The sequence below is a fragment of the Neoroseomonas lacus genome, from assembly GCF_014644535.1.
Taxonomy (GTDB): Bacteria; Pseudomonadota; Alphaproteobacteria; order Acetobacterales; family Acetobacteraceae; genus Neoroseomonas; species Neoroseomonas lacus.
The window spans coordinates 128,242-144,421 of sequence record NZ_BMKW01000015.1; the positions used below are offsets into that span (position 1 = coordinate 128,242).

Sequence of the window (16,180 nt, forward strand, 5' to 3'; positions counted from 1 at the left end):
GTCAACGTCCCCCCTGCAGCCGTGAATCCGGCGCCAAAGCCGCATAGGCATCGCGCCGCGCCATCGCCGCGCGCCAACGCTCGCTGTAGTCGGGCACGAAGGACGTCTCCGCCGTCTCGTGATCCATCGTCGCCCCAAGCTCGAGATAGGTGTCGAGATTCACCAGATTCGGCCGCGGCAGCCTTCCCGCGGCGAAGTCCGCCCACATGCCGTGGAACAACGTCTCCAACTCCCGCACCAGGCGCGGCGTGTCGAACAGCAACGCGGTGCCGCGCGCGGCGACCAGGCGGTCCCGATAAGGCGCCAGCGCGGCACGGTCGCGCCCGAAGGCGATGGCGCGGGCGACATACTCTTCGGCCGAGTTGCAGACGAATTCCGGCAATCCCGCCGCATGGACCAGACTGGCGCAAACCCGACCGGCGAAGCCGCGCCCGGGCACGGTCAGCACCGGCACGCCCATCCACAATGAATCCGATGCGGTGGTATGCGCGCCATACGGAAAGGTATCGAGGAACAAGTCGGCCAGCGGATAGCGCGCAAGATGGTCATGCCCGCCCATGATCGGCGCGAAGACCAGGCGCTCGGGCGCGATGCCCGCTTCCGCCGCGCGGGCACGCAGCCGGTCCTCCACCTCGTCGCAGGATTTCAGCAGCCAGAGCACGCTGTCCGGCACGTCGCGCAATATCGCCATCCATCGTGCGAAGACGAAGGGCGTGACCTTCTGCGTGCCGTTGAAGGAACAGAACACCGTCGCGTCCTCGGGCAGGCCATGCTCGGCGCGGCTTGTCGCGGCGCGCGTCGGCCGATGCCGGTCATTAGGCTGGTAGCAGGATAGGCGGACGACCGTCTCGGAATAGAAACCCTCGCTGCCCGCCGGCACGATATGCGGATCAGCGATGATGTAGTGGTGGCAGGCACTGCCCATGCTGCCCGGATAGCCGAGCCAGTTGACGATGATCGGCGCCGGCCGGCGCGTCAGCAGCCGCGACCGTGCGCTGCGCGTATGCCCGTTCACATCGACGAGGATGTCGACGCCATCGGCCAGGATCACGGCCTCCGCCGCCGTGTCATCAAGTGCTGCGATGTCGCGCCAATGCTCGACGCTGTCGCGGATGCGCGCCTTGGTCGCGTCCTCCTGCGGGATGCCGCAGTAATAGGCGAAGACCTCGAGCGTGCCGCGGTCATGCAGCCCGAACATCTCCGCCATCAGCGAGCCGATCGCATGTTCGCGCAGGTCGGAGGAAAGGTAGCCGATGCGCAGCCGCCGACCGGGGATCTCGGCGCGGCGCTCGCGAAAATCCGCCTCGGTGTGGAAGCTGGCGGGCGGGCCGACATCCTCGCGCATATGTGCCGCGGCGACGGCGAGCTGCAGCCACGGATCATCAGCGAAGCAGGCCATGCTCAGTGGCGCGATCCGCCGCAGCAGCGCCGCGCGGTCGTGCCCGGCGACCGAAGTCAACAACGGCCACTGGCATTGCCGCTGCCGCAGGCTGATCCAGTGTTGCACCACATCCCGTTGCCAGGGCGTCAGCTCGGCCACCTGGCGCAGCGCGTCCTCCGCCTGTGCCAGCTGCCGCCCGCCCTCCAGCACCTGCGCCATCTGCTTCAGCGCGCTGGCCTTGTAGGCGACGGTCTCGCCACTGACGCCACCGAGGCTGGTCGAAACATGCGCCCAATGCCCATAGGCTTGGACCTTCGCGCCCAACCGTTCGCAGGCGGCACCGAGATTGATGTAGGGCGGCAGGAAATCCGGCCGCCGCGCGATGGCCGCGCTGAAAGCCTCGACGGCGCCATGCAGGTCGCCGGCATCGGCGAGCAGCACGCCGCGATTGAAATGCACCGCATGGAGCAGCCCGTCATCCGGGTTCTGCGCCGCCCAGTCGCGATAGAGTTCCGCCGCCAACGCCCCCTGGCCCGAGCCCGCCAGGGCCTGCGCGCTGCCAACCAGTTCGGCGATGCCCATTTTGGCCATGCCGTCATCTCCCTTCGTGGTCTCCGCGGGGCCGAACCGGGCCCCGCACTCAGGCAAACAGCGCGTTGGCCTGTGCCGTGGTCATGGCGCCGATCTGGGTGGTGGTGAAGCCGGCCACCTGGACATCGGTCAGGGCGGCGATGTCGCTGGTCTCCAGCGCGCCAACCTGCGTGGTCGTGAAGGCGGCGATCTGCGCGGTCGTCAGCCCGGCCACCTGCGTCGTGGTCAGCGCGACGACCCCGGTCGTCGTCAGTGCCGTGATCTGCGTGGTGGTGAGCGCGCCGATCTGGCTCGACCCGAGGCCGGCCTCCTGCGTCGTCGTCAATACGCCGATGCCGGTGGTGGTCAGCGCCGCGACCTGGGTCTCGGTCAGCGCGGCGATCTGCGTCGAGGTCAGCGCGCCGATCTGCGTCGTGTTCAGCACGGCGATGTCGGTCGATTCGATGCCACGTACCTGCGTCACACCCATCGCGCCGATCTGCGTCGTGGTCAGCACGCCGACCTGCGTCGTGGTCAGTGCCGCCACCTGTGACGAGCTGAGCGCGCGCACCTGTGTCGTGCCGAGCCCGCCGACCTGCGTCGTGGTCAGGATGCCGAGTTGGGTGGTGGTCAGGCCACCAACCTGGATGCTGGTCAGCGCCGCGATCTGCGTCGTGGTCAACGCCCCCACCTGCGTCGTGGTCAGCGCGCCCAACAGGCTGCCCGTCAGCCCGCCGATCTGCGTCGTGTTCAGCACGGCGAGGTCGGTCGTCTCCATCGCGCGGACCTGGGTGGTATTGAGCCCACCGATCGCCGTCCGCGTCAGCCCGCCGACCTGCGTCGTGCTCAAGGCGGCGAGGTCGGTTGTCTCGATGCCGAGCACCTGCGTCAGCGTCAGCGTGGCGATCTGTGTCGTGGTCAGGGCGCCGATCTGCGTCGTGGTCAGCGCCGCGACCTGGGCCGAGGTCAGCCCGCGGAACTGCGTCGTCCCGAGCGCCGCGACTTGCGTGGTGGTCAAGGCACCCACCTGCGTCGTGCTGAGGGCCGCGACCTGGGTGGAGGCAAGACCCCCGAGCTGCGTCGTCGTCAGCACCCCGACCTGCGTGGTGCTCAACGCCGCGACCTGCGTCGTGGAGAGGCCGCGCAGCTGCGTCGTGGTCAACGTGACGAGATCGGTCGTCTCCAGCGCCGTTACCTGGGTGGAGGCCAGACCGGCGATCTGCGCACTGCCGAGGCCGGCGACCTGGGTGGTGGTCAGCCCGGCGACATCGGTGGTGTCGAGCCCGCGCAGCTGGGCCGTCGACAATCCGGCCACCTGTGTCGAGAACAGCGCCCCCAGCATGGTCGTGGTCAGCGCCGAGACCTGCGTCGAGGTCAGGCCCGTGATCTGCGTCGTGGTCAGCGCGGCAACCTGGGTGGTGGTCAGCGCGCCCACCTGCGTCGTCGTCAGGCTGCCGAGCTGCGGCGCCGTGAGGCCGCGAACCTGCGTCGTGGTCAGCACGGCGAGGTCGGTGGTCTCCAACCCTCGCAGCTGCGTCGTGCTCAGCACGACGAGTTGCGTGGTGCTCAGCGCGCCAACCTGGGTGGTGGTCAGCGCCGCGATGTCGGAGGTCTCAAGTCCGATGACCTGCGTGACCCGCAGCCCCGCGACCTGAGTGGTGGTCAGCGCGGCGACCTGCGTCGTGGTCAAGGCCCCGACCCGGTCGGCCGCGAGCCCGCCAAGGCTCGTGGTGCCGATCGCGCCGAGCTGCGTCGTGGTCAGGGCCGCCACCTGCGTCGTGGTCAGCCCACCGAGCTGTGTCGAGGTCAGGGCCGCCACCTGCGTGGTGGTGAGCGCACCGACCTGCGTGGTGTTCAGGCCGCTCACCTGGCTGCTGGCCAGGCCACGGATCTGCGTCGTGGTCAGCACGGCGAGGTCGGTCGTCTCAAGCCCGACCAACTGGGTGGTGGTCAGCGCAGCCACCTGCGTCGAGGTCAGTCCGCCCACTTGGGTGGTCGAGAGCGCGGCGATATCCGTGGTGTTGAGCCCACGCACCTGTGCCGCTGTAAGCCCGCCGACCTGAGTGCTGGTCAGCGCGCCGATCTGCGTTGTCGTCAGGCCAGCGACCTGGGTGGTGGTCAGCCCGACGATCTGCGAGGTGGCGAGCGCGGCAACCTGCGTCGTGGTCAGCGCGCCGACCTGGGTGGTGGTCAGCCCGCCGAGCTGGGCCGAGGTCAGGCCGCGGATCTGCGTTGTGGTCAGCACGGCGATGTCGGTCGTCTCCATGCCGCGCAGCTGGGTGGTGGTCAACGCCGCAAGCTGGGTGCTCGACAGCGCGCCGATCTGTGTCGTGCTCAGCGCCGCCACATCAGTACTTTCGAGCGCGGCGACGCGGGTGACGGACAGGCCCGCGACCTGCGTGGTGGTCAGCGCGGCGACCTGCGTCGTGCTCAGGCCGGCCACCTGGGAGGCGGTCAGCCCCAGCAGCTGCGTCGTCGTCAGGGTCACCAAGTCGGTGGTCTCGAGCGCCGCCATCTGCGTGGTGGACAGCCCACCCAGCTGCGTCGCGGACAGGCCGCCAACCTGCGTCGTCGTCAGCGCGACGATATCCGTGGTGGTGAGGCCGGCCAGCTGCGCCGTTCTCAGCGCTCGGATCTGGCTGGAGGCCAGCGCACCCAACTGAGTGGTGGTCAGGCCGCCGATCTGCGTCGAGCTGAAGCCGATGATCTGCGTCGTGGCCAGGGAGCCGAGCTGCGTGGTGGTCAGTGCCGCCACCTGCGTCGTGGTCAGGGCGCCAAGCTGCGTCGCGGCGAGCCCGTGCAGCTGTGTCGTGGTCAGCACCGCCAGGTCGGTGGTCTCAAGCCCCCGCATCTGGGTGGTGGACAAGGCAGCGGCCTGCGTGCTGGTCAGCGCGCCAATCTGTGTCGTGCTCAGCGCCGCGATGTCGGTGCTTTCAAGGCCGGCCACCTGCGCCGTGCTCAGGGCGGCCACCTGTGTCGTGGTCAGCGCGGCCACCTGGGTGGTGGTCAGCGCGCCTATGCCCGATGCCGCGATGCCGCGGATCTGCGTCGTATTCAACACCGCGAGGTCGGTGGTCTCGAACCCGCCGATCTGGGTGGTGGTCAGCGCGGCCATCTGCGTCGTGTTCAGGCCACCCACCTGGGTGGTAGTCAGCGCGGCGATATCGGTGGTGTTGAGCCCGCGAATCTGCGCCGCGGTCAAGGCCGTGATCTGCGTCGTGGTCAGCGCACCGATCTGCGTCGTGGTGAGGACGCCGATCTGTGTCGTGGCCAGCCCGATGAGCTGCGACGTGGCGAGCGAGGCCACCTGTGTCGTGGTCAGCGCCGCGACCTGCGTGGTCGACAACGCGGCGAGCTTGGACGCGCCGAGGCCGCGGATCTGCGTCGTGGTCAGCACGGCGAGGTCGGTCGTCTCCAACGCCCGGACCTGCGCCGTGGTGAACGCGGCGACCTGGGTGCTGGACAGCGCGCCGACCTGGGTGGTGCTGAGCGCCACGACATCGGTGGTGTTCAGCGCCGCGACCACGCGCGCGACCAGGCCGGCAACCTGCGTCGTCGTCAGCGCGCCGACTTGCGTCGTGGTCAGCGCATCAACCTGCGCGGTGGACAGGCCAAGCAGTTGCGTGGTCGTCAGCGTGGCGACATCGGTCGTCTCGAGCGCGCGGATCTGCGTCGTGGTCAGCGAGAAGATCTGCGTGCTGCCCAGCCCGGCGAACTGGGTGGTGGTCAGCGCGGCGATGTCGGTGGTGTTGAGGCCGCGCAGCTGCGCCGCGGAGAGCGCGCCCATCTGCGTCGAGGTCAACGCGCCGAGCTGCGTCGTGGTCAAGACCCCGACCTGGGTGGAGTTGAGCCCGGCGATCTGGGTGTTGGTCAGGGCGCCGACCTGGGTGGTGGTGAGCGCGCCGACCTGGGTGGTGTTCAGCGCGGCGACCTGCGCCGAGGACAGGCCACGGATCTGGGTGGTTGTGAGCACCGCGAGGTCGGTGGTCTCGAGCGCCCGCGCCTGCGTCGTGGTCAGCGCGGCGATCTGCGTGGTGGACAACGCACCGACCTGCGTCGTCGTCAGCGCCGCGATGTCCGAGGTCTCGAGGCCCAGGACCTGGGTACCGAGCAGCGCGCCGACTTGCGTCGTCGTCAGGGCGCCGACCTGGGTCGTGGTCAGGGCGCCGACCTGGCTGCCGGTCAGCGCCCGGATCTGCGTCGTGTTCAATACCGCGAGGTCGGTCGTCTCGAGCGCCGCGACCTGCGTCACCTTCAGTGCAGCGATCTGCGTCGCCTTCAACACGGCGACCTGCGTCGTCGTCAGCGCCACGATCTGCGTCGTCGCGAGGCCGATGATGTCGGATGTGGTGAGCCCGGCAATCGTCGTCGTGGTCAGACCCTGAATCTGCGTCGTGTTCAGGGAAGAAATGGTGGCCATCGCGCACACTCCGAGCAAGCCGGCGTCCGTGATGGACAGCGGCGGCCGCCCTTGGTTTTGGGCAGCGACGTCGACCCCCGGCCTGGACGTCTTGTCGCCCCGGTGTCTTCCTCACCATGCGGGGCACACCGTTTCCCGACCGTAAACGGCGGCCCGGAAAGGCGCCGGTCGGCCTCAGGGTTCGCGCAGGCTCTCCTGCATGCCGCGGATCAGCGGCAGCAGCAGATAGGCGAGCACGCTGCGCGTCCCGACATGGATTTCCGCCGTCACCGTCATGCCGGGCAGCGGCCGCATGCCATCGGGCAGATGCATGAGACCAGCGCCATCGAGCGTCACCTGGGCGCGATGATGGGCGCCGGGGGGCTCGCCTTCCGCGCGCGGCTGCTGGGAATCCTGCGCGATGGCGCGCAGCGTGCCGCCCAACCCGCCATGCCGCTGGAACGGAAAGGCATCGACCTTCACCACCACCGGGTCGCCGGCCCGCGCCTGGCCGGTATCGGCCGACCGCAGCGCGATCTCGGCGATCAGCGGCGTGCCCGCGGGCACCAGGCTGACCAGTGGCTCGGCTTCCCGCAACACGGAGCCGGCGGAACGGCGCGCCACCTCCAGCACCGTGCCGTCGGCCGGCGCCGTCATCACCGTCAGCTCGGCCAGCCGCGTCGCCTTGGCGAGCGATTCCCCGACCCGGTCCAGCTCGCTCCGCAGCCGGGCGAGGTCCTCGATCAGCAGCCGCCGCCAGTCATCGAGGAAGCCCTGCCGCTCGGCGCGCTTCTGCGCCAGCGCATGACGCAACCCGGCCAACCGGCCGCGATCCTGCTCACGCTGCTGCTCGGCGGCGATGCGCCGCGTGCGCGCCTCCAGCAAGGCAAGCCGCGAACCGACCTGGCCTTCCAGCAACCGCGCCCGCAGCCCCTCCACATCGCGCGCGATCAATACCTGTTCGGCCAGCGCGGCGTCGGCTTCCTCCAGGGTGCGGATCGCCGCCTCCTGGCTGCGCATTTCCTCGTCCAACCCGGCGAGGCGCGCCGCCAGGAAGGCCTGGCGCTGGGCGTGCAGCCCGGCCTGCAGGGTGCTGTCGCGATCCGCCGCCGGCGGCGGCGGCTGGCCGGCGAGTTCCGCCTCGATCCGCCCACGCTGCGCCAGCAGCCCGCGTTGCTGGGCGGCGAGCGCCGCGCGGTCGGCCTCGGCGAAGGACGGGTCGAGCAGCGCCAGCACCTGCCCCCGCCGCACCACATCGCCCGGCCGGACGCGGATCTCGCGGATCACCGCGCGTTCCATCGGCTGCAGCACGATCGGCGGCGCATCGGGCGCCAACCGTCCCTGGCCGGCAATCACCACATCCACCCGCGCGATGGCGGCAAGCCCGATCAGCCCGACGAACAGCGCCGCGACCAGCCAATGCAGCCCTCGCAGGAGGCGCGGCGGCGGTTCCGCGATCAGCGCCTCCAGCGGGTCCTGGAACGGGACGGCCTCGGCACTCAGGCGCGGTGCGGCGGGCGGCGCGCGGCGGCGCGCCAGGCGGCGGTGGCGCGGGGTCATCGCATGTGCTGCGTCTGCTGCTGCCACAAGTGGCGATAGACGTCGCAGCGCTCCAGCAGCACCGCATGCGGCGCGCAATCCATCACCCGGCCCTGTTCCAGCACCAGGATGGCATCCGAGGTGACCAGCGAGGACAGCCGGTGCGAGACGATGATCATCGTCCGACCGCGCGCGATCTCATGCAGGTTGGCCTGGATGATCGCCTCGCTGTCCGGGTCGAGCGCGCTGGTCGCTTCGTCGAGGATCAGCAGCGGCGGCCGGGTGATCAGCGCGCGGGCGATGGCGATGCGCTGCCGCTGGCCGCCGGAGAAATTGCTCGCCCCTTCCTCGACCATGGTGTCGAAGCCATGCGGCAGCCGCTCGATGAATTCCAGCGCGCCGGCCAGCCTCGCGGCCTCGATCACCGCCGGCAGCGCGGCATCGGGGCGGGCGGCCGCGATATTGTCGTGCAGCGTGCCGCGGAACAGCAGGTTCTCCTGCAACACCACGCCGACATGCCGCCGCAGATGCTCGAGGTCGATGGTGCGGATATCCGCCTCGCCGAAGCGGATCAGCCCTTCCTGCGGCGCGTGGATGCCCTGGATCAACCGCGTGACGGTGGTCTTTCCCGAGCCCGACCGCCCCACCACGCCGATCACCTGCCCCTGTTCGGCCGTGAAGGAGACGCGGTCGAGCGCCGGCGTCACCGAGCCCGGATAGCGGAAGGTCACGCCCTCGAAGCGCAGCGCTCCGGTGATCGGCGGCCGCGTCAGCCGCTGGCCCGACCGTGCCTCCGCCGGCGTGTTCATCACCGTGCCGAGCATGCGCACCGACAGCGCGGCTTCCTGGTATTCATTGATCAAAGTCACGATCTGCACCAGCGGCCCGGTGACGCGCCCCGAGAGCATGGTGAAGGCGACCAGCGCGCCGATCGTCAAATGCCCTTCGAACACCTGGATGGTGCCGAGCCCAAGCACGCTGATCTGCATCAGCCGTTCCAGCACCCCGGTGGTCACGCTGCCGGCGGCCGAGATGCGTCCGACCTCGGCATGCGCCCGCACCGCCGTCGCCACCTGCCCGTCCCAGGCGCGCCGGCGCACCGGTTCCAGTACCAGCGACTTCACCGCGCGCATATTGTGCAGCGTCTCGACCAGATGCGCCTGGCGCGCCCCCTCGGCGGCATACAGCGTGTTCAACCGCCGCCGGAACGCCGGTACCATGGCCCCGATCACCGCCGCGATCGCCGCCGAAAACCCCAGCACCACCAGCGTCAGCACACCCGAATAGACCGCGAGCAGCACCAGCAGCACCGGCAGCAGCGCGGCATCCAGCAGGGTCTGGAACAGCCGCCCGGTGAGGAAATGCCGCAGCTTCTCGGTCTGCTGCATGTGCCGCACCAGCACGCCGGCGGCATGGGTCTCGAAGAAGGCCAGCGGCAGCGACAACAGATGCGAGAAGGTGCGCGACCCGAGCTGCGCATCCACCTTGTTCGTCGCCAACAGCATCAATCGTTGTCGCGCATAGGCGAAGAAGCCGTCGAACACCGCCAACATGACAAAGATGCCGACCACGACCGTCAGCGTCTGCCACGCCTGGTGCGGCACCACCTTGTCGATCAGCACCTGGAACAGAAGCGGGATGGCGAAGCCGATCAGGTTCGACAGCAGGGCGGCGACCGCGATGCCGGCGAAGAAGCGGCGATGCTGGATGATCTCCGGCAGGAACCAGGACAGGCCGAAGGGCCGGTCGGCCTCCGCCACCCCGCTCGCGCGCCGGCGGCACAGCACCAGCGTGCCCGACCATTCCGCCATGAACTGCTCGCGCGGGATGACCCGTACGCCCTCGCCCTCGGTCGCCGGGTCGAGCACCGCGGCGGCCGGCGCGCCATCCGGTCCCGGAATGACGTGCACCAGCACCACCCAGGACCCGTCGCGCCGCACCGCCAATGCCGGATAGGCACTGCCGAGCCCCGCCGCCGTGTCCCAGCCGCGCCCGGTCAGCGCGCGCGCCTTCAGTCCGAGCCGACGCAGGGCGTCGAGCACAGCCGGCAGCAGGGCCGGGCCCTGCGCGGTCGGCAATTCCTCCGGCGCCATGTGCAAGCCGTGGTGCATGGCGAGGAGGAACAGGCACCGCAGCGCTGAAAATTCTGGTGCCAACATCCTGTCCGGCCCGGATCCGCCATGATGCTAGGCGCGACTCTGTTGCGCGGCCGTTAAACCGGGTGGGGTGCGCGGTGCCGCCCGATCGGCGATGCTGACGGCGGGACGAAGGGGGATGCGCATGACGTTGCTGCGCCTGGCGCCGGTCGCGCTGGGGACGTTGATCGTGCCGCTCGACAGCGCGGTGAATGTCGCCTTCCCGGCCATCGCCGCCGCCTTCGGCCTGGCGCTGCCCGACATCCAATGGGTCGTGATCTGCTACGTACTGACCTATGGCAGCCTGATGCTGGCGGTCGGCCGGCTGGGCGACATCTTCGGCCATGCCCGCGTGTTCCGCTTCGGCCTGGCCTGGAGCGTGGTGGCCTATCTGTTGCTTGCCGTGGTGCCGGGCTTCGGGGCGCTGCTGGCCTGCCGCGTACTGCAAGGGGTGGGCGCGGCGCTGGTGCTCGGCTGCGGCCCGGCGCTGGCGACCCAGCCCTTCCCCGAGACGATGCGCGCCCGCGCCCTGGCCGCCTACGCCGCGACCCTCGCCGCCGGATCGACGATCGGCCCGCTGCTCGGCGGCGTTCTGGTCGAGGGTTTCGGCTGGCAGGCGGTCTATTGGTTCCGCGCCCCGATCGCCCTGGCGGCGCTGGTGATGGCGCGGCACCTGGCCGACCCACCGCGCGCGGCGGCGCGCGAGCCCTTCGACACACTCGGCGCCGCGCTGCTGACCGCCGCCGTCGCCACCCTGCTCTTCGCCGTGAACCGGGCGCCGGCACCGATCGCGGGTGGCTTCGCGCTGGTCGCGCTGGCCTGCGGGGCGGGGTTCGTCTGGCGCAGCCTGCGCGCGGCGCGGCCGATCATCGACCTCGGCCTGTTCCACCGCCCCGGCTTCGCGGCGCTCAACCTGTCCAATGCGGTGCTCGGTTTCGCGGGGTTCTCGGTGCTGCTGCTGGTGCCCTTCTACCTGGCGCGGGTGGCGGGATTGCCGCCGGTCCTCCTCGGCCTTGTGCTGGCGGCCGGGCCGGCCGGTGGGATGCTGGGCGCCTGGCTCGGCGGGAAGGTTGTCGGCCGCTTTGAGGCACGGGCGGTGTTGCTGGCCGGCGCGCTCGTCACCGCGTCCGGGCTGCTGGCCATCGCGCCGTGGGGTGCGACGACGCCGATCCCGCTGCTGCTCGCGACGCTGTTGCTGCAAGGCATCGGCGTCGGCCTCTTCACCCTCGCCTATACCGACAGCGTTACGGCGACGATGCGGCGCGAGGATCGTGGCGTCGCCGGCAGCCTGACCATGTTGACGCGCACCTTGGGCGTGGTTACCGCCGCCTCGATGCTCACGCTCATCTTCGGCGCCACCGAGGCCGCCTTGCTGGCCGATGGTCGTCCGCCGAGCGAAGCCTTTCTTGCCGCCTTCACCCGCGCCTTCCTGCTGGCCGGGGTGCTGCCGCTGCTCGTACTGCCGCTGCTGCTGCGCCAGCGGTAGGCAGGCCAAGCGCGTGGTGGCAGGCTGCGCGCGGCAAAAGCATGAGGCGCGCGATGAACTGGCCGGTGCAGGATGGTGTCTTCGACCTCGGTGACCTCGCGCTGCACAAGGGCGGCACGCTGCCCGCGGCGCGCCTGGTCTGGCGCGCCCACGGCACGCTCTCCCCGGCGCGCGACAATGTCGTCGTCTATCCCACCAGTTACGGCGCGCAGCATCCTGACCTGGAATGGCTGATCGGCCGCGACGGCGTCCTCGACCCGACGCGCTGGTTCATCGTCATCCCGAACATGTTCGGCAATGGGCTGTCCTCGTCCCCCAGCAACACCGCACCCTGGCCAGCCCTGGTCACCGCCTGGGACAATGTCGCCGCGCAACGCCGCCTGCTCGCCGAGGTGTTCGGCGTCGAGCGAGTCCACGCCGTCTATGGTTGGTCGATGGGTGCACAGCAGGCCTATCACTGGGCGGCGGCCTTCCCAGATGCGGTGCAACGCATCGTGGTGAATTGCGGCAGCGCGCGCACCAGCGTGCACAACAGCGTCTTCCTCAAGGGCATGGCGGCGGTGCTGGAAGCCGCCCCGGAATACGACGGCACCGCGCTGTTCTCCGCCCAGCCCGCGGCGGCGCTGCGTGCCTTCGGGCGGCTCTATGCCGGCTGGGCGCTGAGCCAGGATTTCTATCGCGCCGGCTTGCATCTCTCGGCACTGAAGGCGCCCGACCTCGTCACCTTCCTGCGCAGGGATTGGGAGGAACGCTTCGCCCGCCGCGCCGCCGCCGACCTGCTCGCCCAGCTGCGCTGCTGGGACGCCGGCGACATCGCCGACCATCCACGCCATGGCGGGGATCTCGCGGCGGCGCTGCACGCGATCACCGCCCGCGTGCTGCTGATGCCATCCGAGACTGACCTGTATTTCCGCGTCGCCGACAACGCCGCCGAACTGCCCCATCTGCGCGACGGCAGGTTGGCGCCGATTCCGTCGATCTGGGGGCATCGCGCCGGCAACCCGGTGGTGAATGCCGAGGATGCGGCGTTCATCCGGCGGGAAGTGCGCGCCTTCCTAGAGCGGCCTCCGACCTGACTGAATCGCGAAATCCCTTCCCCGACGCGGAGCGGATCTGATTCAAGCTTCTTGTCGGAGAGGGGGCCGACAGGCATGTCGAAGGCGTTGTCGGTCGATCTCGGGAGCGGGTGGTGGCGGCGATCGAGGCTGGTTCCTCGTGCCGGGCAGCCGCCTCACGCTTCGGCGTCGGCATCTCGAGCGCGATCCGCCGTTAGTCGCGAGAGGGAATTTCAGCAGCCTGCTAATACGGCTTTGCCTGCGGCATGACCGTTGCCGAGAGTCGCAAACCGATGGCTGAGATGCGTTGGGGCTGACATGTGAGGCGGTTCCAAGCGTCGCAGCAGCGTTGGATGATTTCGTTCTGGGTCTCGTAGATCTGGAACGGCAGGCGATTGGCTCGCAGGAATTCCCAGACGTTCACGACGGGGTTGAGTTCCGGCGAGACCGGCGGCAGCCTGCAGCAGGCTCATGTTGTCGGGCAGCACCAGCACGCCCGTGGTGTGCCAACGAGCCTGATCCGACACGAGCAGCCCATGGGCGCCCGGAGCAATGGCCTGGCCGATCTCGGCCAGATGGCGGTTCATTGCGTCAATGTTCGCTTCCGGCAGGACAAGTGCCGCGCCTACGCCCCGGCTCGGGCAGTTCGCCCGAATAGCCAGGCTGAGGTGTAGCGGACGTCGCGCGGCCGCTCAGGCCGGCCGTGGCGACGGACCTTGACGATGGTGGCGTCGGCCATGGCGTATTCCATGTCGGGTTCGTCGGAGCAGGCCTCGAAAAGCCGAATGAAGACATCGACTCTGACCCAGTCGCGATACCGCTTGAAGACCGTATTCCACTTGCCGAAGAAGGCGGGAAGGTCGCGCCACGGACTGCCCGTGCGCACGACCTACGGCACCGCTTCGATGAAGCGGCGACTGTCGCTGCCGCTACGCCCGGGATCGGTCGGCTTACCCAGGCAATGCGGCTCCATGTTCGCCCATTGGGCGTCAGTCAGGACAAAGCGCTCCATCCGAAGCTTGAATCATCATCACGCCCCATATGGAATCCTGAACCTCAACGCGCCTTAGTCAACGCGGCGCGCCATGTCGCGGGCTTGCTGCAGAAGCTTCTCGAGAATGCAGTCGAGCTGAGCGCGTTCTCCATCGCTCAGGATGCTCGCAAGCCGGACCTGCATGTCATGCGCCAGGGGCACAATGCGCCCGTGGATCTCGCGCCCACCAGGCGAAAGCGACAACATCTGAGCACGCTGGTCACTCGGGTGTGGGTGACGTTGCAGCAGACCCTTGTCCGCCAGCCGGATGACTGCCCGACTGACTCGCACGCGATCCATGCCGGTGCGATCGATCACCTGCTGCGTCGATTGCGGCGGGCCTTCACCGACCACCGCCATGACACGCCACTCAGGGATGGAAAGACCGAAGCGCTCTTCGTATCGCTTGGCGAAGACGCCGCTGACGACCTCCGCCAGGGCTGACAGGCGGTATGGCAGGTAGTCTTGCAGCACGAGCGATGGCTGTGGCGCGACAGCCTGGTCCGGCGCCGTGGCTGCGACGCGCTTCATGCGGTGGTGGGGCACGGAAAGCTCCTGAATCGCGCACCTCTGCCAGGATCGACAGCCGGCTGCGGACCGACCTGACGTTCGGGCTTGACATTATCTCATCTGATACGAGATGACATCACGGATGTCGATAGGACAGGGCGGGATTGCCAGTCATGAACACGAACGCCTCCATCCACACGGCCGCCGAGCCGCGCTACATGACCGGCTTCGGCAATGGATTCGAAACCGAGGCGCTCCCGAACGCGCTGCCGGTGGGGCGCAATTCTCCTCAGCGCTGCGCCTACGGGCTGTATGCCGAACAACTCAGCGGGTCTCCCTTCACCGCGCCGCGCTCCAGCAATGAGCGGAGCTGGCTGTATCGCATCCGTCCCACGGTCCGGCATATCGGCCGCTTTGCGCCGGTGACGCCGACGTTGTGGCGCAGCGCCCCGTGTATCGAGACCGAGGCACCCATCGCACCGATGCGCTGGGACCCTCTGCCGATGCCGAGCGACGCGCTGTCCTTTCTCGACGGCATCCACACCATCACCACGGCGGGCGACGCGGCTGGCCAGACGGGGATGGCGGCCAGCATCTATTTCGCCACCCGCAGCATGCAGGACGAGGCGTTCTGGAACGCCGATGCGGAGATGATGATCATCCCGCAGCATGGCGCCTTGCGGCTGGTCACCGAATTCGGCGTGATCGACGTGACGCCCGGCGAGGTCGCGGTGGTGCCGCGCGGCGTGAAGCTGCGTGTGGAACTGCCCGCCGGCTCGGTCCGCGGCTATCTGTGCGAGAATTACGGCGGCGCCTTCACCCTGCCGGAGCGTGGTCCGATCGGAGCGAATTGCCTAGCCAATCAGCGCGACTTCATGACGCCCGTGGCAAGGTATGAGGATCGTGACGAACCCTGCGTCGTGTTCGTGAAATGGGGTGGCCGGCTTTGGCGGACCGAGATCGGTCATTCGCCGTTCGATGTCGTTGCCTGGCACGGCAACTACGCGCCCTACAAATACGATCTGCGCCGCTTCTCGCCGGTGGGGCCGCTGCTGTTCGACCATGCCGATCCCTCCATCTTCACCGTGCTGACGTCGCCGACCGAAGCGCCGGGCACGGCGAACATTGACTTCGTCATTTTCCCCGACCGTTGGATGGTGGCGGAGAACACATTCCGCCCGCCCTGGTACCACATGAACATCATGAGCGAGTTCATGGGGCTGATCTACGGCCAGTACGACGCGAAGCCGCAGGGCTTCACCCCCGGCGGCTTCAGCCTGCACAACCAGATGCTGCCGCATGGCCCGGACGCGCCGGCCTTTGCCCAGGCAAGCACGGCGGTGCTTCGCCCGCACAAGCTCGAAGGTACCATGGCCTTTATGTGGGAGACGCGACTGCCGCAACAGGTGACCGCCTTCGCAGCTGCCTCGGCGGCGCTGCAGCACGACTACGCGGATTGTTGGTCTGGTCTCGAGAAGCGCTTCGACCCGACGCGACCAGAGGCCTGACCAGGGCTGATATCATGCCGATCAGACACAGCCCCTGATGGCCCTGACGATGGACCAGGCGGCACCAGGATCGACACCGCGCGTGGCCGGCAGTGCCGCGGCATGACTGGCAGTGTGACACCGTCTCGATCAAGTCGCGCCGAGCGCTCAGCTGCCGCGGGTGACGCACGCGGAGAGTGAGGTGGCGAGCAGCGCTCGTCTCGCAAGGCCGAGTGCGGCGAAACCTTAACAGGCGACAGCAACGACAAGCATCGTCCGACGGCAGCAGCCGACGACGTTCCACGGTGTTGCCCCTCACATTACGGATGCGTTGGCAAGACGGACCCATATGCGCGTCAGCGACCTGACGATCTCCGGCCGTGCGCGACCGCCACCGCCATCCAGCATGGGCCGGCGTAGACCCTCGGCGCTACTTCACCGACATGCTGACGCGCCTCGTCAACTGCTGGCCCAACGGCCGCATCCACGACCTCATGCCGCGATGCCGGGCTGCCTCTTAGCAGACCTGATCATCCGCCAGCGGCGCGATGGGTCTCATCGCCTCGCTTACGTCATGGTCGGTGG

General features: G+C 69.0%; 11 protein-coding genes and 1 pseudogene. 5 read left to right on the top strand and 7 right to left on the bottom strand.

The features are described 5' to 3' along the window. Window position 1: 1 nt before the first annotated feature. The 4 genes from IEY36_RS25525 to IEY36_RS25540 form a co-directional block, all read right to left on the bottom strand. Window positions 2-1,972: an O-linked N-acetylglucosamine transferase, SPINDLY family protein gene (locus IEY36_RS25525; protein WP_229681571.1), complete on the bottom strand. Its 1,971-nt coding sequence runs from the start codon at window positions 1,970-1,972 to the stop codon at window positions 2-4. 49 nt (window positions 1,973-2,021) lie between these two features. Beyond that, window positions 2,022-6,371 (bottom strand): beta strand repeat-containing protein, encoded by a 4,350-nt coding sequence (locus IEY36_RS25530; protein WP_188972237.1) that lies wholly within the window; start codon window positions 6,369-6,371, stop codon window positions 2,022-2,024. A 174-nt stretch (window positions 6,372-6,545) separates the two neighbouring features. Further along, a complete protein-coding gene (locus tag IEY36_RS25535) occupies window positions 6,546-7,910 on the bottom strand; it encodes an HlyD family type I secretion periplasmic adaptor subunit (RefSeq protein WP_188972238.1) in 1,365 nt (454 codons plus the stop codon). Next, a complete protein-coding gene (locus tag IEY36_RS25540) occupies window positions 7,907-10,048 on the bottom strand; it encodes a peptidase domain-containing ABC transporter (RefSeq protein WP_188972239.1) in 2,142 nt (713 codons plus the stop codon). Before IEY36_RS25540 ends, IEY36_RS25535 begins: the two co-directional genes overlap by 4 nt. A gap of 121 nt (window positions 10,049-10,169) precedes the next feature. On the opposite strand from IEY36_RS25540, the gene IEY36_RS25545 reads away from it, so the two are divergent. From IEY36_RS25545 to IEY36_RS30825, 3 genes and pseudogenes are all read left to right on the top strand, one after another. After that, window positions 10,170-11,510 carry an MFS transporter gene (locus tag IEY36_RS25545; RefSeq protein ID WP_188972240.1) on the top strand — a complete coding sequence of 447 codons (1,341 nt, stop codon included), beginning with the start codon at window positions 10,170-10,172 and terminating at the stop codon, window positions 11,508-11,510. Between the two features lie 53 nt (window positions 11,511-11,563). Next, window positions 11,564-12,586 carry an alpha/beta fold hydrolase gene (locus IEY36_RS25550; RefSeq protein ID WP_188972242.1) on the top strand — a complete coding sequence of 341 codons (1,023 nt, stop codon included), beginning with the start codon at window positions 11,564-11,566 and terminating at the stop codon, window positions 12,584-12,586. A gap of 75 nt (window positions 12,587-12,661) precedes the next feature. Next, window positions 12,662-12,774 (top strand): annotated as a pseudogene (locus IEY36_RS30825) (IS630 family transposase); the annotation flags it as partial. Window positions 12,775-12,798: 24 nt separating this feature from the next. Here the strand turns inward: IEY36_RS30825 and IEY36_RS25555 are convergent. The 3 genes from IEY36_RS25555 to IEY36_RS25565 all read right to left on the bottom strand — a co-directional run bounded on the left by IEY36_RS25555 (window position 12,799) and on the right by IEY36_RS25565 (window position 14,144). Continuing rightward, window positions 12,799-13,152, bottom strand: a complete 354-nt coding sequence (locus tag IEY36_RS25555; protein WP_188972244.1) for a hypothetical protein — start codon at window positions 13,150-13,152, stop codon at window positions 12,799-12,801. 38 nt (window positions 13,153-13,190) lie between these two features. Continuing rightward, window positions 13,191-13,451, bottom strand: a complete 261-nt coding sequence (locus IEY36_RS25560; protein WP_188972246.1) for a transposase — start codon at window positions 13,449-13,451, stop codon at window positions 13,191-13,193. A 180-nt stretch (window positions 13,452-13,631) separates the two neighbouring features. Next, a complete protein-coding gene (locus IEY36_RS25565; protein ID WP_229681572.1) occupies window positions 13,632-14,144 on the bottom strand; it encodes a MarR family winged helix-turn-helix transcriptional regulator in 513 nt (170 codons plus the stop codon). 137 nt (window positions 14,145-14,281) lie between these two features. On the opposite strand from IEY36_RS25565, the gene hmgA reads away from it, so the two are divergent. Further along, the gene (gene hmgA, locus IEY36_RS25570; protein WP_188972248.1) at window positions 14,282-15,616 is read left to right on the top strand and encodes a homogentisate 1,2-dioxygenase; all 1,335 of its coding nucleotides are present in this window, start codon (window positions 14,282-14,284) and stop codon (window positions 15,614-15,616) included. Window positions 15,617-15,975: 359 nt separating this feature from the next. Next, complete coding sequence (locus tag IEY36_RS31160; protein ID WP_188972250.1) at window positions 15,976-16,116, top strand: transposase domain-containing protein; 141 nt, start codon at window positions 15,976-15,978, stop codon at window positions 16,114-16,116. Window positions 16,117-16,180 lie beyond the last annotated feature (64 nt).

What these genes read in the sequence shown, in the direction of transcription:
- IEY36_RS25525 (WP_229681571.1), bottom strand. Translation starts at nt 1,972, where the DNA reads ATGGCCAAAATGGGCATCGCCGAACTGGTTGGCAGCGCGCAGGCCCTG.
- IEY36_RS25530 (WP_188972237.1), bottom strand. Translation starts at nt 6,371, where the DNA reads ATGGCCACCATTTCTTCCCTGAACACGACGCAGATTCAGGGTCTGACC.
- IEY36_RS25535 (WP_188972238.1), bottom strand. Translation starts at nt 7,910, where the DNA reads ATGACCCCGCGCCACCGCCGCCTGGCGCGCCGCCGCGCGCCGCCCGCC.
- IEY36_RS25540 (WP_188972239.1), bottom strand. Translation starts at nt 10,048, where the DNA reads ATGTTGGCACCAGAATTTTCAGCGCTGCGGTGCCTGTTCCTCCTCGCC.
- IEY36_RS25545 (WP_188972240.1), top strand. Translation starts at nt 10,170, where the DNA reads ATGACGTTGCTGCGCCTGGCGCCGGTCGCGCTGGGGACGTTGATCGTG.
- IEY36_RS25550 (WP_188972242.1), top strand. Translation starts at nt 11,564, where the DNA reads ATGAACTGGCCGGTGCAGGATGGTGTCTTCGACCTCGGTGACCTCGCG.
- IEY36_RS25555 (WP_188972244.1), bottom strand. Translation starts at nt 13,152, where the DNA reads ATGAACCGCCATCTGGCCGAGATCGGCCAGGCCATTGCTCCGGGCGCC.
- hmgA (WP_188972248.1), top strand. Translation starts at nt 14,282, where the DNA reads ATGAACACGAACGCCTCCATCCACACGGCCGCCGAGCCGCGCTACATG.